Consider the following 22,459-nt stretch of genomic DNA (forward strand, 5'->3'; position numbering starts at 1 on the left):
TCCCCTTACGCAGTTTACAGTTTCGGCCCGAAGCGGTGCCGATGATGAGGTTCGGATCAGGCCACGAGGCCCTCGACCTGGCCCGGCAGATGGAATGCCGTTAGGATCAGGTCGTCTTCATCGAGGTCGTGCGCACTGATGATGACGATCTCGTAGTCCTGATCACCGTCGATGTCCGTCACGAGCTGCAGCACCTGATGGCCCGCATCGTCGTCGTCGATCATCTTCTTGTAGAGTTTGACCAGGGTCTTGTGGTCGTGGCGGTCGAGTTCCAGCGAGTTCTCGCCATCGTCGAAGTAGAGCCGGCCCAACTCCCGTTCGAGCTTCGACAGGTCGACCTTGTCGCCGACGTCGAAGTCGCGGATCTCGTCATGCCCTGCACCGTAATTGCTGATTGAGGCGACGGAGCCGAAGACGAAACTGTCCTGACCGCCCCTGCCATAGAGAATGTTGACGGCAGAACTCGCTGTGATCGTGTCATTTCCGGCCCCACCGACGGCATTCTCGATCGAGGCCAGGCGATCGCTGCCGATCTCCGCCCCCGCTGCGACGCCCGCCTCGAGATCGATCCCGACCGCCATGGTCGCGGAAGATGCATCATAGGTGTCCGCACCTTCACCACCATGGATGACGTCGTCGCCGTCATCGATGCCCGGTGTCGGCGCATCCAGCGGCATCTGGGCCGAAGTGCGCGCTTCAAGAACGGTCTGGACACCTGCGACGAACGCATCGTCGCCCTCATCACCGACCATGACGTCATCGCCAGCACCGCCGGCAAGCGTGTCGTGGCCCGTGCCGCCGTCCAGCACGTCATTCCCTGCGTCTCCCGTCAGGACATCATCTCCAGCCTCGCCGAACAGCCGGTCGTCGCCGTCACCACCGGACAGAATATCCTGCCCGTCGCCCCCCATCAGTGTGTCGCGTCCGGCCTCGCCGAACAGCATGTCGTTGCCGGCGTCGCCGAACAGGACATCGTCGCCCTCGCCGCCGAAGATGCGGTCATCGCCATCACCACCATGAATGACATCGCGGCCTTCGCCACCGATCAATACGTCGTCACCCAGGCCGCCGAGGATCAGGTCGTCGCCCTCGCGCCCATAGACCGTATCGTTGCCGGCTCCGGCGTCAATCAGATCCTTGCCCGGTGTGGCGAGGAGAATGTCGTCTCCATCGGTTCCGGTGATCTCGGTTTCGGCATGCGCACGCAGATCGAGAAAGCCCTGGCCCTGGACCGAGGCCTTGCCGTCGCTCAGCGTAAAGGTAAGGTTTACCAAGCCTTGGCTGTCGCGTTCGGGGACATAGATCCAGGCATCGTCGCCATAAGCGCGGATCTCGCCCGATGTCGCGCGGATGGCGGAGATCGTCAGCGGATCGCCGTCCGGATCTACGGCTGCGCGCGCAAGGTCGGCCCACATCAGGAGCATCGACAGGTTGACGAGGCCCGTTCCCAGATAGATCGGCCCACGGGACAAGGGGGCACGATTGGTCGGCGCCGGCGGGTTCCCGGAAGTGCCTCCACTCGAGGAGCCCCCGCCAGACGAGATATCGACCGGCAGACCGCCGTCATCAGGCGCATCGATGTTGCCGTCTCCCGCCTGACCAGCGGCCGGGGCATCGTTTGCAGCACGCGGAAGGCCGAAGGCTGCAAGCTTCGGCTTGGCCACGCTTGGCGTGACGAAGCGGAAGTCGTTGGCCGCGACATCAATCGATACCCCCTGGAACGGGCGTCCGGCATAGCCGCCTTCGAGCGTAAAATCCTGAGCGTTGAAGCGGATTGAGGAGTAGAGCCGGCGCGGTGGCTCGATCTGCTCGACCACGTCCTCATAAGCCCGCTGGATCTCCTGCCAGAAGGCGGCGATGTCCAGCCCGGCCTCGGGCGCATCCAAAACCGGTGCTGTCGTACCGTCGTCGAGAGCCACGGGCTTCTGTTCGTCCGGGGCTTGTGCATTGGGCGACGGATTGACGATCTCGCGCAGCCGCCCGAGATAGGCGCCGAGCCCCATGGAAAGCACGGCGAAGATGCCCGGCGACCAAAGCGTGCGATCAGGCGTATCGGGCAGAGCAAACCTGCGCGCCGGCGCCTTGGCCGATTGGGCATCGCCATGGCCGAGCTTCAGGGCCTCGTCATGATCGGTAATGGAGCTTGCCATGACCCCTTACTCCGCCGCGATCGGCATCAAGCGGGTCGGCCGCAGCGGCTTCTCCTGCGTGTTGGCCGGGACCTTGATGATCTCCTCCTTCGGACCGAAGGAGACGAGCTTGCCGCCCTGGACCACGCCGACCATGTCGACAGCCTGCAGCACGCTCGGGCGATGCGCAACGATGACGACGATGCCGCCGCGTTCGCGCACCTTGACGATCGCCTTCATTAGCGCCTCTTCGCCCTCGGCATCGAGATTGGAGTTCGGCTCGTCGAGCACCACCAGGAAGGGATCGCCATAAAGCGCGCGGGCAAGCGCCACGCGCTGCCGCTGGCCGGCCGAGAGCGACTGGCCACTCGGGCCGATCTGGGTCTGGTAGCCGTTCGGCAACCGCACGATCAGATCATGAATGCCGGCGGCGCGTGCGGCCCGGAAGATCATCTTGGAATCGGCATCCGGATCGAAACGGGCGATGTTGTCGGCGACCGTCCCGTCGAGAAGGGCCACTTCCTGGGGGAGATAGCCGACATTCTCGGCGAAGAAGCTGGTCGGCCACTGCTTGAGATCGGCGCCATCGACGCGAACCGAGCCGCGCAAAAGCGGCCAGATACCGAGGAGCGAGCGCGCGAGCGTGGTCTTGCCGCCGCCGGACGGACCGATCAGCGCCAAGGCCTGACCGGCCGAAAGCCTGAAGGAGACGTCGCTCAGAAGCACGGTGCCGGTCGTAGGGGCGACCGTCGTCATGCCTTCGACGACAAGGTCCTCGCTCGGCGCCGGCAGGTCGAACTGTGTCGGCGGACGGTCGAGCACGGCGAGGGTGTCCTTGATCCGCGACCAGGAGCGGCGTGCCGAGATCACGCCCTTCCACTGGGCGATCGCCTGGTCGACCGGGGCAAGGGCACGGCCCGTGACGATCGACGAGGCGATAATGGCGCCGGCTGACATCTCGCCCTGGATGGTGAGATAGGCGCCAAGGCCAAGTGTTGCCGACTGCAGCATCATGCGCAGGACCTTGGAAATGCCGGCAAAGGTGCCGGCGATGTCGGAGGTCGCCGTCTGGGTATCGAGGTGACGGCGGTTGGCGCTTTCAAAGCGGTCGATCGCGCGGTCCGTCATGCCCATCGAATGGAGGATGTCACCGTTGCGGACATGATTGTCCGAGACGTTGTTGCGCTGGATCGCGGCCCGCGTCATCTCCTTGGCGTGGCGGCGCGAGAGAAGCTCTGCCGCGATTGTCAGGCATGCGAGGAAGAGCGCGCCGCCGAGTGTCATCATTCCGAGCACCGGATGCAGCATCCAAACGAAGACCAGGTAGACCGGGATCCAGGGCAGGTCGAACAGAGCGACCGGGCCTGCACCCGACAGGAAGGAGCGGACCGTATCGACGTCGCGGCCGCGCTCAGACGCTTCCGCCGAGGAATAGCCGAAGCGCGGCATGTCGATCACCACCCGGTGGACGAGCGGCGCGATCTGGCGATCGACATTCGAGCCGAAACGCACCAGCATCTGCGATCGCAGGATGTCGAACATACCCTGGAACAGGTAAAGGCCGACGGCGATCACCGAGAGCCAGATCAGGGTCGGCACGCTGCCGCTGGTCAGCGCCCGGTCGTAGATTTGCAGCATGTAGAAGGCGCCGGTCAGCGCCAGAATGTTGATAATGCCCGAAAGGCCGAAGACGAAGCCCGTCACGAGGCCGATACCGGACAGTTTGTAGCTTGACTGCTTGTTCATGGCTTCCCCCACTCAACGTCTGTCTGTCTGCCGGCCCGGGCGGGCCGGCAGTGCTGCCATGTCGTCCTCAGGATACGCCGAGGAAGTCGTTGATCGTCAGGTTGTGGCGGCCTTGCAGCGAGAGTTCGAAGTCCGCCGCATTGTCCCCTTGCGTATTGCCCCTGATCACCGTGAACTCTTCGCCGTCGCGCATCTCATGCGTGATGGTCACGTCGCCGATCGCATCGATGGTCTGGCCTGCCTCGAGCTTCATCGCACCCATGCCGGAGAAGTCGATCCGGTCGCCGGTCTGGAAGCCGTAGATCGTGTCGCCATTCGCATTGGCTGCCGAGGTGAACTTGAAGATATCGTCGCCAAGCCCAGCATCGATGACGTTGACCGCCGAAGAGGCTGTGATCGTGTCGTGGCCGGAACCGCCGATGAAATTCTCGAAGCCGTAGAAGGTATCCGAGCCCGTTGTCCCGCCGCTCACCGAGCCACGCTGGTTGAAGCCATTGCCGAGATCAACCGTCAGGTTGGCGCTGGTCGCTGCATAGTCCAGCGTGTCGGTGCCGTCTTCGCCATAGTAGACGTCATTGCCGTCATTCAGCGTCGCAATCACCGTGTCGTCGCCGGCACCCGCCCAGACACGGTCGTCGCCTGCTCCACCCTCGATCACGTCATTGCCGGCATCGCCGAAGATGAGGTCTGCACCGGCCCCGCCGAAGACGATGTCGTTGCCACCGCCGGCATGCACCTCGTCATCGCCGAGCCCGGCATTGATGACGTCATTGCCGTCACCGCCCGACACCACGTCGTCGCCGTCCTCGCCACGCAGAATGTCCGAGCCGCCCTGACCGACCAGAACATCCGTCCCAGCACCACCCAGGATCGTGTCGTCACCACCGGCGCCAACAAGTGCATCCGCCGAGGCTGTGCCGATCAGCGTCAGTGCTGCAATCGGAACCGGCGTTGGCGTCGTTCCACCACCCGTGCCTGTGCCGCCGCCTGTGCTGCCACCAGAGCCACCACCTGTGCCAGAGCCGGCGCCATCGCCGTCCCCTTCGCCTTCCGAGGCGCCGTCGTCCTCATCTTCACCATCGTCGATGCCATCGTCGTCTTCATCGTCGTTGTCGGTCTGGCCGTCATCGCCGCCGTCATCGCCGCCATCACCGTTGTCTTCCCCGCCATCGGTGGGGCCATCCTCGAGATCCGACGAGAAGATGTCTTCCGGCAGGCCGGTGAGACCGGTGTTGCGGGTGACGATGTCAGAGAAGCCCTGGCCATCAATGAAGTTCTCATAGAGGTCGAAATTGTCGAAGCGCTCCAGATAGTAGAGGCGATCCGCTTCCTGCAGGCGATCGAACTGCTCATGCAGGACGACCCAGAAGGTGTCGCCGGCCATGCCGCCGTTGAAGTGCCTCTCGGCAAGACCACCGACCCAGAGATCGACGCGATCAATGCCCTTGACCAGACCGGTGCCATCGGGCTGGACCGCGACGACATTGCCGTTGATTGCCTTGAAGGCTGCGATCTGGTCGGCCTGCAACACGAGATCCGGATAAGCTGCGATGAACTGCGCAAGTACGACATCGCTGAGCCCGTTGCGCTGCTGGAAGTCCTGCCAGCTGGAGTAGGGGTTCATCGAACCGCCATTGGCTTCGAGGAACTCGACAGCGAACTTGATGTAGGGATCGGTCGAGGCCTGCAGATCGGCCTTGACCTGATTGAGCGTGCCGAGACCGACGTCGCGTCCACGCGCCACGTTGAAGGCGAAGAGATCGGCGCGGATACGCACGAGGTCGTTTCGAACCGCATCGACGATGTTGAAGTCTACGTCTTCCGCCGGTTGCTCGACGATGCCAGCAAGGATCGCACCGGTGCCGAGCTGCTCGTAGCCGGGCTTCGGATCGTAACCCATGGCCTGCAGCTGCGCGACCTGTTGCGGTGTGAACACATCGTTGGTCGGGTTCAAGAAGGCATCGAACAGATTGACCGAGACGTTTTGCCCATCCGGCCCCTTGACCGTGATCGTGTCGCCGATCAGCGAGTGGCCGATACGGTAGACCGCAGCCGCAAACTCGTGGCTGATGCCGGCGTTTGCCGTGTCGTTGTACCCTTCGAAGCCATGGCTGCCGTCGCCCTGGATGCCGCCGATGAGCGCATCGGCGAATTCCGTGAAGACGACGCGCTGATACTCGGCTTCATTGACCATCTTGGCCGCCTGGAAGAGTTCTTCCGGGGTGCCCTCAAAACCCGCAGCCTGCAGCTTCTCGACGTGGAAGTTGTGGTTGCGGGCCCAGATGGTGTGCATCGAGGTCAGCGTGAAGTTTTCGTTCGCACGACCGTCACCGCCGATATAGTGATCAAGCGGGCTGATCATCGGGTTGGCGTCGAGCAACAGGGCGTGGCTCGAGCCCATGAAGTCACCGGCGAGCTGCCGGACGACGGTCATGTTGTAGCCGTCCGCCTGCGTCCACAGGGTCGGATAGTACTCGAGCAGGGTCTTGCCAGTGCCGAGGCCCGGCCCTTCGAAGATGGTTCCGGCTGCCCGGTGATGATCGAGCAATTCGCGCAGCGTCGACATCAGGTGGAAGCCCTCCGCCGAGGGATCTTCCGGACCCATCAGGATCCGCGAACCGACACCGCCGGCGCCGTCGCTTTCCCGCAGGAACTGACCTACGATCACATTCGAACCATAGACCTGGTTCTGGTCGACGTAAGGCGAGGTCTTGTTGATATGCTGGGGCGTATCACTCGCCGATTGCAGCGGGCTCGCCAGCGAGCCACGGGTGAGATCGGTGAAGTTGGCCGCCGTCGGTCCGGGGATGTCGGCACCGTCGATGATCACCTTGCCGGCCCCACCCTTTGGCAGGAAGTCGAGACCGTGGTCGAAATACTGACCGAAGGCCATGAAGAAGATGTTGGCCTCGTTCGGCGCCTTCGGCAGGTTTGCCTCCTGCGCACCGATGGCATTGGAGATCGCCCGTGGATCGAGCCCGTCGAAGATCGGGTTGAGGGCCCGGTTGATGATGTTGCCCTGGGCATCCAGCTCGACACCGGCTCCATAGCGGGCTTCGGTCAGGCGGAGGAAGGGCTCGTCGGCGGACCCGAACGTCGGATTGTCGATGTTGTTGCCGTTGCCCGAGAGATCACGGACGCCGCCAGCACCTGCCGTATCATCATCTCCCTCGAAGGCGGGCAAGCCCTTGAGGAGGTTGGTGATGCCCTGGATATCGCGCGCTGTGTATTCGAAGGCGCCCGCCGGGCCGGGAACATCGTCGGGACTGTTTCCTTCACCCTCCGAATGCTCACCCGGCACGGCCAGTTGAGGGGTCTCGCCGGAGAAGGTTATCGAATGCGACCCATTCGAAAGGGTCTTGGTTCCATTGGCGTTGACCGTCAGGGTGTAGCTTGCCGGATCTGCTCCTTCTGGGATTTCGACCACGTCCTGGTCACGTAGTGTTCCGACGATTGTGTCTTCTCCGCCGCCCGACCGGAATAGAATACGATGAACCGAAGTAAGACCGGAGATGTCAACCGTATCATCACCTTCAGAGCCATTGATCGTGATTGTGTTGACGTTCAGGCTGGTCTGATTGAAGTTGCCGATCGGAATGACCTGATCGGCACCGGCACCCGTGTTGATGACGATCTCCTCGATGTTGTCGAGCTCGGCAATGATGTTGGCATTCGTCGTGCCACCGCGGGTGATGACGATTTCGGTCGCCCCGTTCAGTCCGGTGATGCCGGCGGCAAGCGCTGCGACACGGGAGTAGACGCGGAAGACTTCATTTGTACCGTCGCCGTTGACGATGATCGTATCGTTGCCGGTGCCGCCGTTGACGAAGTCACGGCCGTCGCCGACGTTCCAGACGATGATATCATTGCCCGTTCCGGCATCGACCGTGTCGTTGCCTGCGCCGGTGAAGATAATGTCGTTTCCGCCTTGAGCAGCAATCGTTGATCCGGTGGCGTCGCCGACGATGATGTTCCCGGCATTCGTCCCGTTGATGGTGCCGGCGTCAAAGGAGATGTTCACGGATGCCGTATCGGAGGCCACCCCGTCGCTGACGGTATAGGTTGCGGTCCGGTTCGCCTGGGTCGTGTAGGTAAAGGTGGTTGAAGCGCCCGTTCGCTGAACCCCAAACTGAGTCTGGTTTTCCGTCATGCCGGTAATCGACAGGACCCCGTCCGGATCGGTGTCGTTCTGCAGCAATACCCAATCGGGCAGTGTGAAGCTGCCCTGGACATTGGTGATGACACCGTCATTCCCAGCATTCGGCACGTCATTGACCGCGACCACGTTGATCGTCGTTGTCGCGGTGTTGCTGTTGAAGACACCGTCACTGACCGTAACTTCGATGATGCGGTCGACGATGCTGGGATTCTCAGAGTTGTTGCGGAACTCAATCGCCTGGATCGCGGCTTGCCAGAAGCCGATCTGCGGCTCGTTGCCGGTGAGGGTAACCGTGATGCGGCCGGCAACACTCGTGTCGACCGAGCTGTTGATGTTGCCCGGCAGGTTATTCGGGATGTCGAAACTATCTCCCTGCTGTGCATTCGTCAGAACGATGCGCGCCGAGACGATCCGATCATTTTCGATGATGACCGGACTTGCGGCCACGTTCTGGTCTGCACCGTCTTCCGTGAAGGTCGTCTCGTAATCGACCACGGGGGCGGTGGTGTAGGTAATCGCCAGGTTGTCGATGCGGACCTGGTCATTGTTGCCGAGTGACGTGGTTACGAACCGAACGCTCGCATTTTCAGTGAAAGGTCCGGTCAGCGTAATGCTGCGATTGGCATTGTTTGTGTTGCTGTTGATGACATCGACCTGAACGAAGTTTGCCTCGCTGCCGTCTCTGGAGAACCAAACACGGACGGACTCGTTGTCGTTTGCATCGAGGCCATCTTCCTGAATTGAATAGGCAAGTGTCGCGGTTGTCGCTCCGGCAAGGTTCACTGCTCTCTGGATCTGCGCACCATCACCGCCCACGAAGCGAAGCTGGTTCGTGCCATTGTCGAGCTGAATCTGGCCGCCGGTGACAACATTACCCGTGACGGTGTCGTTTGTTTCGCCCCAGGATGAAGCCCAGGCTGCGGTTCCGTTGGAATTGTTGTGCGCAGGCGTGTCGAAGTTGTCGCGATACTGGCTCGAGGGCGTCTGCAGATAGAGCTTCGGCGGTGTCAGCGAAACATCGCCATCGGCAAACCGCAGCACCTCGATGTTTTTCAAGCGGTCGACGCCGTCTGAATCGATCAACCCGAGCGCACCGGTCGGATCAACCTGCACATGGGTGACCGTAAAGCTGCCATCTGCATTCTGCTCGATCGAATAATTCGCCCGAACGTCGGAATAGACTGCGACATCGACATCGCCCGCTTTGCCGCCGTTTACGATTTCGCGAACGATCTCCATCTGGCCCGGTGTGATGGTCCGCGCCAGCAGGAGATCAGACAGCGCCTTGCCACCGAAAGACGGCGCTGCGTTGGCCGGGATTTCGCCATTGACCAGCTGCGACTGCAGATAGACAGGACCCGCCAGACTGTCGGCCGTATAGATAGTGTCGCCATCCTTGATGCGGATGCGCACGTTAAGCCAGGCATCGCCATCGATGACGTCGTCGCCACCGCGACCTTCGATGAGGTCGCTGCCGCCGCCGCCGAGCAGGATATTGCCGTCGTCGAAGGCGATTTCAGCCTCGCGGGCGGCTTCGCCTACAGTTGTGGAGTTCTGGACGAGGTTGCCCAGCAGTTCCCGCAGGCCGGCGATGCGATCGATGCCTGCCTGGCTGAGGTGGTGCTTGACCATGGTGTTTTCGGCGCCGGCAAGATTGGCGTCGGGCTCGGCTTCCGGATCAGGCTCTGCCGGGAAGGCTGTCGAGCGGTTGTCACCCTTCAGGACGTCGTTCAGGCGGTAGCCAGATAGTCCTTCCACGGCATCGAAACGATTGCGCAGGATATCCTGTTGATCGGTCGTGAAGATCGGCCGCAAAAGATCGGCATCAGCCGACTTGGTGCTGCCCTTGTGGATCGCCCAGTCATAGCCCCACATGCCTTCATTGCGCATGACGCTTTCGCCCTGCACCATGATGTCGTCGCCGGACTCGGCGTCAAAGTCATGTTCGTTCTCGCCGGCGAACATGACGTCGTGGCCGAGGATAGTCGAGTTGAAGAACAGTTCGGAATTGTCGCCGGCTGTCGTGTCGAAGCCGTTGCCGCCTTCGATCCAGTCGTCGCCTTCGTTGCCGAGCAGGAAGTCGCCGCCTTCGCCGCCGAGCATGAAGTCGTCGCCTTCGCCGCCGAACATCTCCTTGCCATCAGGGCCGGCGATCAACACGTCAGAGCCCTGGTTGCCAAAGACAAGCGCCAGGCCGGAGCCGCCATGGATGACGTCGTCTCCTTCCTCACCCATGAGGAAGTCGGTTTCGCCGATGTCGGTGCCGGAATTGGTGATGATATCGTCGCCTTCACCCCCGTGGATCTTGTCGACACCATAGCCGGCTTCGATCCGGTCATTGCCGCCACGGCCCCAGACGGTGTCGTCGCCGCCACCAGAAATGATGATGTCGTCACCGTCAGTGCCCTGGATCAAGGCGTGATCGAGACTGTTGAACTGGAGGAAATTGGTGCTCGCATCCCGCTTCACCATGGGCGACAGCGCGTTCTGGAAGAGATCGGTACCCGTCGGATCGTCGTACCCCCACTTCTCCTGCTCTTCGAGGTCGACGTAGAGCACATGATCCGGGACGGAGAAGATGTCGCCCGGCACGGCATATCCGGTCTCGCCGATATCGGTGTTGCGGATGACCATTTCGGCGAAGGAATTGGCTTCCAGTTCGTTGAGAAGGTTCAGACCCTGGGTGCGCGACAGATAGTAGAAACGGTCGCCGTTCTGCAGGTTTTCAAGCTGGAGTTCGAAGACGAAGGAGAAGGTCGAGCCCAGCATGCCGCCGAAGGCCATCTTCTTCTCGGCCAGACCGCCAATCCAGAGATCGACGTCGTTGAGGCCGCCAAGGCTCTGCGCATATTGCCCTGTGCCATTGAGGAAGGCCTGGCGATCCGTCTCAGTCAGCGTGCTGTCACCGAAGACGAGCTTCATCGCTGCATCACGTTTGGCCTCAGCAGTCGTGGCACCGGTAATCGTCGCATGCGTTCCATAGGCAGCGATAAAGTTAACGATCGAGGCCGGGTTCTTGAGGTTCATGCCGAAGTCGACCCAGTTCTTGTAGGGGTCGAGCTGTGTGTCGCCGTTGGCGATTTCCTTGAACTGGGCGCGCGCAGCATTGAGGCCCGGAAGACCGGTCTCGCGGCCGCGAGCGATGTTCAGCGCCGCAAGGTCGAGCGGAATGCCAACCAGATGGTTGCGCAGAACGTCCGTGACGAATTCGTCGATCTCGTTGCCGACCTGACCGGTCATGCCGCGAATGACGGCGCCGGCGCCCTGGTCGGCGGTGATCTGACCCGGTGCGTAAGCTGTCGGGTTCAGGAAGGCGGTGAACAGGTCCATCGACGACTTGGCACCTGAGGCGCTCACGCTGTCTACCGTCTCATTCAGCATCGAATGGCCGAAGCGATAGACGACATGGGCGAACTCGGCGAAGATCGCCGGATTGATATCCATCGACGGATTGAAGACGAAGGCGTCGACATCCGGCTGGACCTTGCGGGCGAACTCTTCGAAGACCAGATGCTGGTACTGCATTTCGGTGGTGAAGCGGGCTGCCTGGAACAGACGCTCGCCATCCCAGTTCAGCGTGGCAAGGTTGCCGGGCAGAGCCGTCACGTCCGTCGCGAGCCATTCGTTCAGGAAGGCCAAGTTGCCGCTTTGGGCCGCAGCGATCGCCTGTGCCTTCACCTGCTCGACAATGCGGTTGTGCTCGGAGTGGAAAATGTGGTGGACGGCGGTCAGGCCGATGTTTTCGTTGCCGCGACCGTCGCCCGTGACGAAATGCGCGTCGAGCAGTTCGTTGTCATAGGTGGTGGCCTGACCGAACTCATTGAGCGGGATGGCATTGTTTGCGACAGCATCGGTATCCGCCGTCTTCATGATGGCGGGGGTGGCCGGGTTGCGGTCGTTGTCGACCAGGCCGGGCACAGCATTATGCGCGATGTCGTCGAGGAAGGCATGGCTGGTCAGGACGGCATTTGCGAGATTGATCGGCGTGGTGAGATTACCTTCGACCCATACGATATTGTTGGGAGTACCGGTGGCGACCATCGGAAGGCCGCTCGGCCCGCGAACGAATTCGCCGTAGGCATCCATCTTGAACAACGGCACCGCCCCGACAAATTCGTCGGTCAGATTGATGCCGAGCATCTCACGCGCCTGTGCCTTGACTTCGCCCCAAGTGGCGATGCCCTTGGCCCCTTCGAGCAGGTGACCGGTCGATACGGGCTTGCCGTCGACCATCTTGTACTCGCGCAGAAAAAGCTGCTTTGACGCGACAGACGAATAGGTCTGGTTCTGATCGACGAACGGCGTGGTCAGGTTGAGCGGCTGTTGTGGCGCGCGTGTCAGCACCATGTAGTTGGTGAAACTGCCGGGCACGTATAGCGGGTCATCCTGTGCCAGCGGAATGTAGATCTTGTCGTTGCCGCCCTTCTGGACCAGATCGAGGCCGTGATCGAAGAACTGGCCGAACAGCGTGAACCAAGAATTGTAGGGCGCCGATAGGCCTTCGTCCGGCGCCACGTTCTCGATCAGTATGGAAGGGCCATCGAAGGTGATGCCGTAGGTCGTCTCAAGCGCAGGCGCCACCGTCTTCGTGACGTCAGCAATGAGCACTGCAACAGTCTTCTGTTCGGCTGCCGGAAGCAGACCGTTGGCCGTCTTGGCCGAAGCCAGAAGCCCATCGAACTGCGTCTTGATTGCCGTCACAGCGTTGAGGACATTGCCTGTGAAGCCGGCCTGCAGGAGGGCCGTGTAGATCGCAGCGGGGTTGGACAGCGTCTGATCGACGATGAGGTTAGAGATCAGTCGGGGATCCGCATCGGCCACGGCGCCGGTCGGGTTGTAGGCGCCGCCGATCGTTGTGAAACTGTTCTGCCCGGTCCGGATCTGAAACGTGTCCCCGTCGCTGACGCGCCACTCGTCGCCAAGCAGGTCGAGGAACGGCTGATCGACGGCGCCCCAATTCTCGCGACCGGCGCCCAGATTGTTGTAGCTGCCGTCGACGGTGCGCAGACCGTAGGGTACGTGCTCGGCGCTGATCGCGAGTGTTGCGCCGGCAGTGCCCGCCGGCACCAAGTTGCCGAGCTCATCGACCCAGATGTTCATCAGGGCCTTCGCATCGGCCCCAGAATGAGCGACCGAGTTCGCCTCGGCGATCTTGATCTGCCGCAGGATGAATTCGAGATCGTGCTGGTTGACCTGGACCATGCTTTTATCGGGGAAGCCCCCGCCTCCGATGTTCGCCCCTGTACGTCCTGTCAGGGTTTTGTCAGGAGAGCAGGGTCTCACAGCCACGCGGAATGGTAAGGGTACTTGGTCTCGCGAAATCATGGATCAAAGTCCAAACTTAGTTCAGACCTTGGTCTGAACTTCTGCAGAACGCAGTCGACAAGAAGACTTAAGCGTGCATCAATTCGAGCCCAAGTGTAGGCAGGGAAACTGCATCACTATACTGGGTGCCTCTGGAAGGCGCGGGGGAAGGGAAAACCGATGCTTATGCCCTGGGCAGAACTCGGCCCGGTGTGATGAACACCAAGTCGAAGAAGATTGCACATGAAATTGCGCCGCTATCCTTGGTCCAGAGCGCCTGGACAAGGCTGAAATGCCTGTCGCTGTCGGCACAGTTCCTGATTGCGGCATCCCTGATCGTCTTTGGCCTGATGACCGGCGTGAGCCTGTTTGTCGCCGCACAGGTCGAAAAGGCGGCCCGGAATGCGGCGGGCTCCGCAGGAGGCGTCAGACTGCAGACCCTCGTCGCCCCCCTGTTGGAGCGCGCCGAAGACGGGGAGTTTCGCTTCGATGAGAAATTTCAAACCAATGTTTCCAGCCTGATCGGGACCGGGCCTCCGGGACAGCGGATCATCAACATCAAGATCTGGTCTGCCGATGGCCGACAGGTCTATCCACCTGATGCCTCCGGAGAGCCCCTGCTGTTTGACGAGCTCGAACAAGCCCTCGCCGGAAGGACGATCGTCTCCCGTACCACGGTTGCCAAACACGCCTATACGGACGAAGAGGAAGCCCAGTCTCTTCTCGAGGTTTATAGTCCTCTCGTCAGGTCGTCCGAAGGTGTGGTTTTGCTGGCGGGTGAGATCTACGAAGAATCCGAAGTGCTCGAACGGCAGATTGCAGAGACCCGGCAAACGTCGATGGCTGGCGTCTTTCTTCTGTCTGTGCCGATGCTGTCAATGCTCTATCTTGTGGTCAGGCGAGGCGCGCAGCTTATCGAACAACAGCGCCGAACTCTGAAGGAAAGCCTCCGCAACGCCATCGAGCTGTCGGTTGAGAACAATCGCCTCCGCCTCCTCGCCGACAATGCGCGGACAGAAGCCGGCAAGCTGAATGAGCGCATCCTGGATCAGATCGGTGCGGACCTGCATGATGGTTCGGTTCAGCTTCTCACGCTCCTGAAGCTGCGTTTGAGCGATCTGGTCACGCCGCGGCCGGATGTCTCCCCAGAGATGCGGGATGCCCTCACCAAGATCCTGGATCTCGTGGGCAGTGTTCTCGATGAGGTACGTAACCTGTCGGCCGGGTTGGTGCTTCCCGAGCTTGAGCATGCCACCATTGACGAGGCTCTCCAGTTGGCAACCAAGCGTTACCTTGAGATCACGGGACGTGAAACGGTCTTGACTGGGGGCGCGGGCACGGATCTGCGCATTCCTGATCTGTCAATCTGCCTCTACCGGTTCGTTCTCGAAGGGCTGATGAACAGCTACCGTCACGCCCACGGTAATTCTCACATGGTGCGCTGCAGCTTCAAACGCGGACGTCTGTTCGTCGCGGTGGTGGATATTGGCCAACGCCCGGTCTTGTCGTCGAAACGTGAGGTGCAGAGGGCGCGATTGGGCAAGGTCAGCCAGAAGCGACGCGTTCGCACATTTGGTGGTCGGGTACGCTATTTCCCTCGCCGAAACGGTTCATTTGTGGTGGCGAGCTTGCCGATTGGAAACGTCGACTGATACCAAGTGTTGATGACAAGAAGCCACCCTATCGGTTCCTATCATCGACACTTGGTACGATCGTCAGCTTGCGATCCGGTCCCGCGGCGACGTCCGGTTCCTCACGGCAATCACGAGTTCGACGCGATTGCGGACGTTGAGTTTGCTCATCAGTGAAGTCATGTAGTGTTTGACCGTCTTTTCGCTGATGTTCAGGCCGACACCGATTTCCCTGTTCGTCATGCCCTTGAGCAGGCCGCTGACGATCTGCTCCTCGCGATGGTGTAGCTGCTCACGCGGCTGTGCCTTGCGCCGCAGCTCCGACGTCTTCATCGACACGATGACTTTGGTTGCAAAGCCGGGTGTGATGTAGGTCTCGCCGCTGTGAGCACTGATGATGGCGTGATGCAAATCCGAAGATGATGCGCCCTTGAGGACATAACCGCTGATACCAGCTTCGATGAGTTCGACGGCGGGCTGGATCGCGCTGGAAGCCGTGAAAACGATAACCTTGGTCGCGGGATAGGAGGCCAGCATAACGTCGATCGCTGCGAAGGCGTCTCCCGGCATGCTCAGATCCATGACGATTACGTCTGGATGATGGTTTTCCAGGATGTTCAGCGCATCCACGCTGGTATGGCCCATTGCCACGACATCAAGATCAGCCTTGGTCCTGTACAGGCTGACCAGTCCCTCCAACAGTATCGGATGATCGTCTACAAACGCGACACGTACAAGCATTACCCCTACCCCTCTAGGGATATATTTACCATGGCAAATACCTTTCAGGAAGCAGTTGTTTAAAGTTCAGTTAATACTGGCGCGGCCTTTTCTGGTAGAGTCGGCGAGCCGGCGCCCCGGCTGCAGTTGCTGGTCTGCGCTGGGCCACGACTACTGTGATACCAGTTTGACCCTCAAAGCGATTTACGGCGGGCCAGCTTATATTCTAAACTGTATATGTTTATTATCTAATATTGACTTCTTGGAAGCCGTTAGTTGGCGAGTGATGAGCTTGGCGTTTGCGCTTACTGTCGGGTTCGACCAGACAATCTGGAAAGCCCGTCATTGGGAATTGCGCGCTGTCGGTGGACGAGCTTCAACGCAGCCTAACTCGCAATCGCCAGAGGTTTCCGCGTTGGCTCGTGGATCATGACGTCCATCGGCAAACCATAGATGCGCTGGAGTGCTTCAGGCGTCATGATCGTCTCTGAGGCTCCCTGCATGATCACGCGGCCTGAATGGAGCGCCGTGATGGTATCGCAAAAGCGGGACGCCATGTCGATGTCGTGCAGCACGATGATGATGCCGAGACCCTTCTCCTGAGACAGTTTGCGGACCAGTGAGAGGACCTCGATCTGATGGGAAATGTCGAGGGCCGAGATCGGTTCGTCGAGCAACAGGTATTCCGTATCCTGAGCCACCAGCATGGCGAGCCAGGCGCGTTGTCTTTCACCGCCCGATAGCGTGTCGACGAGGCGGTCGGCGCGTGGGGCGACACCGGTCAATGCAATTGCTTCCTCTGTCTTTTGTCTGTCCACCTCGCCGAAACGACCGAAGGCGCCGTGCCAGGGATAGCGTCCAAGCGACACGAGTTCGCGGACGGTCATTCCGGCAGCCGAGGGCAGGTGCTGCGCCAGATAGGCGACCTTGCGCGCCAGCGCCCGGTCGCCCCAGGTGTCGAGCCGTCGTCCGTTCAGGGTGATGCTGCCGCTCGTGGGCATTTGCTGACGTGCCAACAGTTTCAGAAGCGTCGATTTGCCTGAGCCGTTGTGCCCTATCAGCCCGAGAACCTGGCCATCCATCGGGATATCGAGCGTCAGCGGTGCAAGAATGGGCCGCTCGGCCACATCGAAGGCGACGTCGCAAAGAGAGAAGGTCGATCTCTGTCTGTTCAAGATTTCATCCTTTTTACTCGATCTGGGCAGAGACTGCGGCAATCCTCGATGCCCGGAATGCGATCCCTCAGACAGCAGACTTCCGGCGACGCACGCGCAATCCGTCTTCCTCGAAGTAGCGGATGGCATCCGTCGTCGGGGCGGGTAGGTTGAAGGCTGGGTTTTTTCCGGGAAGCTGCCGGACAATCCACTCGAGATAATGCGCCGCATTGCCCCAGAATACTTTTCTCGACAGGCCGCTCTGCCTTGCCAAGGCATCAACGAGCGGGGTCAGGTGGGTGGACACCAGCAGGGAGGCTGCCTGGTCTGCCTCTTCTGTCGTGAAAGCGGTGGGCAGACGCAAGGCGACCGGCTCGCCGTCGTCATCGACGACGATCGCTGTGTTCTCGATGTCTGCATGAACGGCTTTTCCCCCGATCAGGGACAAGGCCATGACGGGGATGATCACGGTTGCCAGATATTTCTGCGACCATAGGGAAACCAGATAGCCATCTGGTTTGACGCCAAAGCGACGTGCGTAGCTTTGCATGAGACAAGCAAAGGCATCGGCTTCCAGCACCTGTGCGGATGGCTCCACCCTGCGGATTTCCGGTCCATCAGACAGTTTATCCCGGATCGGCGCCAGCGGGCCGCTCAATCGAGAGAGCCGATCCTGCGGACTGCTGATCCCGTTCATGGGTGCCTCCGGTAAAGGAGCCAAAGGAAGTAAGGTCTACCGACGAAGGCTGCGAGGACGCCTGCGGGGATTTCGTAGGGGAAGTGAATGCTGCGACCGAGCCAGTCAGCCGCGGTCATCAAGGTTGCCCCGATGGCTGCGGCGCAAAAGGCCCGGTTCAGCGGTTTCGGAGGCGTGGTCATCGCCGCGATATGAGGAGCGATCAGTCCGACAAAGCTCAAGGGACCGACGATCAAGGTAGCGGTAGCTGTGAGGACGGCTGACAGCGACAGGAGCCACGTTCGGCACCGTCGTGGGTGAAGCCCCAGTTCGCGCGCCGCCTGGTCTCCGAGTGGCAGGATTTGCAGCCAGCGTCGAATAAGCGGAAGCAGAGCAAGAGCGACCAGCAAGATCGCCAATCCCGCCAACCCGGTGATTGCCGTGGCGCGGTAGGTCGGCCCCATCGACCAGGCCAGCACATAGACCGCACGCGGATCGCCGCTTGCCAGCACAACAGTGATGAGCGTGGCGGCAAAGGTGTCGATGGCGGCACCTGTGAGCAAGACCGGTCCGGGCGCATGGGCGGATTTGGCGGTGATGGCCATCATCACCAGAAATGTCGCGAGCGCCCCGCCAATGCCGCCGAGCAACATGACCAGCGGAGAGGACAACACTCACGGCGGTGTGGATCACAAAGAAACATGCATTGAAAACTCATGTTAAACTTTTGTGGGCGCTGCGTGCAAGCACAAAGCCCAAGCCGCGAGCCGGTATCGCCCAAAGGGTTTGGCGTGCGCCACTGTCGATCCTCTCGCAAGCAGACAGCCAACGCCCAGCAGGACCTGATATCGGTTGGAACAAAGTCGGGTCGGGTGGCTTTTGCAAACTTGGCGCGGCTGTGGCTGGTCGAGTGTCGGTCGCATCCCGGCGAATAGGCCGGAACCGTTCCCGTGGGGACGCGATAACGAGGTGAGTTGATGAATGAGACTAGCAAGGTTCGCCTGACGGTGAACCGGATATCCCGCGAGATCGACCTCGACAACCGAACCACATTGCTCGACCTCTTGCGAGAAAACCTGCAGCTCACGGGCACCAAAAAAGGCTGCGATCATGGCCAGTGCGGCGCATGCACCGTCATCGTCGACGGACGTCGGATCAATTCGTGCCTGACACTCGCCGTCATGAACGAGGGCGCTGAGGTCACCACGATCGAGGGGCTGGGCGCGCCCGGCGATCTGCACCCGATGCAGGCCGCTTTCGTAAGGCATGACGGTTTCCAGTGTGGCTACTGCACGCCCGGTCAGATCTGTTCCTCCGTCGCGATGCTCGAAGAGATCGCGACCGACGTCCCCAGCCACGTTACCGATGATCTGATGAACAAGGCACGACCGACCGCCGAGGAGATCCGCGAGCGGATGAGCGGCAATATCTGTCGCTGCGGTGCCTATTCCAACATCGTCGATGCCATTACCGAGGTCGCGGAAACACGCTCATGAAAGCCTTCACCTATGAACGCGCGGCCTCGGCCGAAGCGGCAGCGCAAATTGCCGCATCAAATCCGCATGCCAAGTTTATCGCCGGCGGTACCAATCTTCTCGATTTGATGAAGCTCCAAATCGAGACGCCGACCCATCTGATCGATGTCAACGGGCTGGACCTCGACGAGATTGAACCGACGGCGGAAGGTGGCTTGCGGATCGGGGCCTTGGTGCGCAATACAGATCTGGCAGCCCATGAGATTGTCCGTCGAGACTACCCGCTGCTTGCGCGGGCGCTGCTTTCCGGTGCTTCCGGGCAATTGCGCAACCGCGCCACGACCGGCGGAAACCTTCTGCAGCGGACCCGCTGTCCTTACTTCTACGACACCAATCAACCCTGCAACAAGCGGCAGCCGGGCAGCGGCTGTTCGGCCATCGGTGGCTTCAGTCGGCAGCATGCGGTCCTCGGGGTAAGCGACGCCTGCATCGCGACCCATCCCAGCGACATGGCCGTTGCGATGCGCGCGCTCGATGCCGTCGTCGAGACTGTGAAGGCGGATGGCAGCCGGCGGGTCATTCCGCTTGCCGACTTTCACCGTCTGCCGGGAGACACGCCGCATATCGAAACGGTCCTGGAGCAGGGCGAGATCATCGCGGCAGTCTGTCTGCCGCCGCCGATCGGCGGCACCCAGATCTATCGCAAGGTTCGCGACCGCGCATCCTATGCCTTCGCGCTCGTGTCTGTCGCAGCCGTGATCCAGCCGGACGGGTCCGGGCGGATCACTCTCGGGGGCGTCGCGCACAAGCCGTGGCGGATCGAGGATGCGGAGGCACAACTGCCGAACGGTGCTCAAGCGACGGCGGCAGTCTTGCTCGCTGGCGCCCGACCCACGGACCAGAACCGTTTCAAGCTCGCTCTCGTGGAGCGCTTGCTGAGCGCCGTCATTGCGCAAGCCAAGGATTAAAGCTCATGAAGTTCGACAGGCCAGAAACGACCAATCCCATCGACAATCTGAAGGTGATCGGCCGGCCCACGCACCGGATCGACGGCGAGCTCAAGACGACGGGTCGCGCCACCTATGCCTATGAGCACTGGGATCTCGGTCTCAAGATTGCCTATGGCTATCCGGTGGCTGCCGGCATCGCCAAAGGGCGCATCATCAAGATCGACAGCGAGTGCGCCCGGCAGGCACCTGGCGTCATTGCCGTGGTCACCACACTTGACGTCGGAAAGCGCGAGAAGGGTGAGCACAATACGGCAACGCTCTTTGGCGGAGATGTCGTGCAGCATTATCATCAGGCAATCGCGCTTGTCGTTGCCGAGACATTCGAGCAGGCACGGGCGGCTGCTTCGCTGATCGACGTCTCCTACGAGCGCGAGGAGGGGTTTTTCGATCTGTCCGAGGCCATGAAAACGGCTGAAAAGCCTTCGGAAGATGAGGCGCCCGACACTGCCTTCGGCGACTTCGATGATGCCTATGCTCGCTCGTCTGTGACGCTCGATGCCGAGTACAGCACGCCGGACCAGTCGCATGCGGCGATGGAGCCGCATGCCTCGATGGCCGTCTGGGACGGTGATGAACTGAAGATCTGGACCTCGAGCCAGATGATCGACTGGTGGCGGACGGATCTTGCGACCTTCCTTGGCATGGACAAGGAGAAGATCCGGCTGATGTCACCCTTCATCGGCGGAGGCTTCGGCGGCAAGTTGTTTCTCAGGGCGGATGCGGTGCTTGCCGCGCTGGGTGCCAAGGCTGCTCGATGCGCGGTCAAGGTCTCCCTGCCGAGGCCGGTGATCATGAACAATACCACCCATCGGCCGGCGACGATCCAGCGTGTCCGGATCGGTGCCGATAGCCATGGAAAGATCGAGGCGATTGCACATGAGAGCTGGTCCGGCAACTTGCCGGAGGGAAGCCTCGAAACGGCGGTCAACCAGACGCGACTTCTCTATGCGGGCGAAAACCGCATGACCGCCATGCGCCTGGCCATGCTCGACCTGCCCGAGGGCAATGCGATGCGCGCGCCGGGCGAAGCGCCGGGTCTGATGGCACTCGAAATTGCCATGGACGAGATGGCAGAAAAGCTCGGCATCGATCCTGTCGACTTCAGGGTCATCAACGACACGCAGGTCGATCCGGAAAACCCGGATCGCCCCTTCTCGAAACGCGACCTGATCGGTTGTTTGCGCCTCGGTGCAGAACGCTTCGGCTGGAGCGACCGGGGAAAGCCTGGAGCGCGGCGCGACGGCAACTGGCTTGTCGGAACCGGGGTCGCCGCAGCCTATCGCGACAACTTGCTGGTTGAGTCCGGTGCCCGGGTCCGCCTCGAAAGCAATGGTCGGATTACCGTCGAGACTGACATGACCGATATCGGCACGGGCAGCTACACCATCATCGCGCAGACCGCTGCCGAAATGATGGGGGTGACGCTGGAGGAAGTCGATGTCCGGCTCGGCGATTCCAGCTTTCCGGTATCCGCCGGCTCCGGCGGTCAGTTCGGTGCCAATTGTTCGACGGCTGGCGTCTATGCAGCCTGCGTCAAGCTGCGCGAGGCCGTCGTCAAGAAACTCGGTCTCAATGCTCAGGACGTTCGATTCGAAGGCGGTCAGGTTCGCTCGGGCAATCATGCTATCCCGCTATCGGATGCTGTCGGTGCTGATGCCCTGGTCGGCGAGGACACGATCGAATGGGGTGATCTCTCCAAGACCCATCAGCAATCGACCTTCGGCGCGCACTTCGTCGAAGTGGGTGTGGATATCGTCACCGGAGAATGCCGAGTTCGCCGTATGTTGGCCGTTTGCGCCGCCGGCCGCATTCTCAACCCGATTACCGCGCGGAGCCAGGTGATCGGTGCGATGACCATGGGCATTGGGGCCGCGCTTTCGGAGGAGCTTATCGTCGACACGAGCCGAGGCTTTTTTGTCAACCACGATCTCGCCGGTTACGAGGTGCCCGTGCACGCGGACATTCCGAGCCAAGAGGTGATCTTCCTCGACGAAACCGATCCGATGTCGTCACCGATGAAGGCCAAGGGTGTCGGCGAACTGGGGCTGTGCGGCGTATCCGCGGCGATTGCGAATGCCATCTACAACGCCATAGGTGCTCGTGTCCGCGACTATCCGGTTACGCTGGACAAGCTGATCGGACATCTGCCCGCCGATTTTTGATCTCGGACCGCTAGAGGGCGCGCGCGGCATCGATGTCGGGCGCGTCTTTGCTCCCCGTGTGAGGGTGCCGCAGTTGGGGTGCCCAGAGGCTGAACAAAGCACCATCCTGCAGCACTGCGCCGCGCTGATCTCGGAAACTTCACCACGTTCGGGTGCCGCCTATGGAAGGCGGAGCGTTGCGATCCTGTCGAGTTTGAGGATAGCATCGCCGCCTCGGAACTGGCGTACTTTTCGCGGTGCGCCGGCAAACTACGATGGCGAGGTCACAGGGCCGCCTGTTCGCTAATGCCTTC

Annotated in this window: 11 protein-coding genes; 4 read left to right on the plus strand and 7 right to left on the minus strand. The window is 61.0% G+C overall.

Translation table 11 applies throughout. From position 1 onward, the window contains the following. Positions 1–56: 56 nt before the first annotated feature. The 3 genes from BSY240_RS24525 to BSY240_RS16410 all read right to left on the minus strand — a co-directional run bounded on the left by BSY240_RS24525 (position 57) and on the right by BSY240_RS16410 (position 13,236). Positions 57–2,150: a calcium-binding protein gene (locus BSY240_RS24525; protein WP_069042998.1), complete on the minus strand. Its 2,094-nt coding sequence runs from the start codon at positions 2,148–2,150 to the stop codon at positions 57–59. A 6-nt stretch (positions 2,151–2,156) separates the two neighbouring features. Continuing rightward, the gene (locus BSY240_RS16405; protein WP_069042999.1) at positions 2,157–3,875 is read right to left on the minus strand and encodes a type I secretion system permease/ATPase; all 1,719 of its coding nucleotides are present in this window, start codon (positions 3,873–3,875) and stop codon (positions 2,157–2,159) included. Positions 3,876–3,942: 67 nt separating this feature from the next. Further along, a complete protein-coding gene (locus BSY240_RS16410) occupies positions 3,943–13,236 on the minus strand; it encodes a peroxidase family protein (protein ID WP_069043000.1) in 9,294 nt (3,097 codons plus the stop codon). A 317-nt stretch (positions 13,237–13,553) separates the two neighbouring features. Here BSY240_RS16410 and BSY240_RS16415 point away from each other — a divergent pair, with 317 nt between their 5' ends. Further along, complete coding sequence (locus BSY240_RS16415; RefSeq protein ID WP_069043001.1) at positions 13,554–14,990, plus strand: sensor histidine kinase; 1,437 nt, start codon at positions 13,554–13,556, stop codon at positions 14,988–14,990. Positions 14,991–15,053: 63 nt separating this feature from the next. Here the strand turns inward: BSY240_RS16415 and BSY240_RS16420 are convergent, their stop codons facing one another. From BSY240_RS16420 to BSY240_RS16435, 4 genes are all read right to left on the minus strand, one after another. Further along, positions 15,054–15,710 (minus strand): response regulator, encoded by a 657-nt coding sequence (locus BSY240_RS16420; protein ID WP_069043002.1) that lies wholly within the window; start codon positions 15,708–15,710, stop codon positions 15,054–15,056. Between the two features lie 365 nt (positions 15,711–16,075). Further along, entirely contained in the window at positions 16,076–16,864 is a 789-nt protein-coding gene (locus BSY240_RS16425) for an ATP-binding cassette domain-containing protein (protein ID WP_069043003.1), read from the minus strand. A 67-nt stretch (positions 16,865–16,931) separates the two neighbouring features. Beyond that, the gene (fhuF, locus tag BSY240_RS16430) at positions 16,932–17,540 is read right to left on the minus strand and encodes a siderophore-iron reductase FhuF (RefSeq protein WP_069043004.1); all 609 of its coding nucleotides are present in this window, start codon (positions 17,538–17,540) and stop codon (positions 16,932–16,934) included. Continuing rightward, complete coding sequence (locus tag BSY240_RS16435) at positions 17,537–18,190, minus strand: iron chelate uptake ABC transporter family permease subunit (protein WP_236759267.1); 654 nt, start codon at positions 18,188–18,190, stop codon at positions 17,537–17,539. Before BSY240_RS16435 ends, fhuF begins: the two co-directional genes overlap by 4 nt. A gap of 306 nt (positions 18,191–18,496) precedes the next feature. On the opposite strand from BSY240_RS16435, the gene paoA reads away from it, so the two are divergent. Genes paoA through paoC form a run of 3 tightly spaced genes read left to right on the plus strand, consistent with a single transcriptional unit; the run spans position 18,497 to position 22,166 of the window. After that, positions 18,497–19,015, plus strand: a complete 519-nt coding sequence (gene paoA, locus BSY240_RS16440) for an aldehyde dehydrogenase iron-sulfur subunit PaoA (RefSeq protein ID WP_083229645.1) — start codon at positions 18,497–18,499, stop codon at positions 19,013–19,015. Further along, positions 19,012–19,962: an FAD binding domain-containing protein gene (locus tag BSY240_RS16445; protein WP_069043006.1), complete on the plus strand. Its 951-nt coding sequence runs from the start codon at positions 19,012–19,014 to the stop codon at positions 19,960–19,962. The genes paoA and BSY240_RS16445 overlap by 4 nt, the downstream gene beginning before the upstream one ends. A gap of 5 nt (positions 19,963–19,967) precedes the next feature. Then, positions 19,968–22,166: an aldehyde oxidoreductase molybdenum-binding subunit PaoC gene (gene paoC / locus BSY240_RS16450; protein ID WP_069043007.1), complete on the plus strand. Its 2,199-nt coding sequence runs from the start codon at positions 19,968–19,970 to the stop codon at positions 22,164–22,166. Positions 22,167–22,459: the final 293 nt, after the last annotated feature.

The organism is Agrobacterium sp. RAC06, from assembly GCF_001713475.1.
Lineage (GTDB): Bacteria > Pseudomonadota > Alphaproteobacteria > Rhizobiales > Rhizobiaceae > Allorhizobium.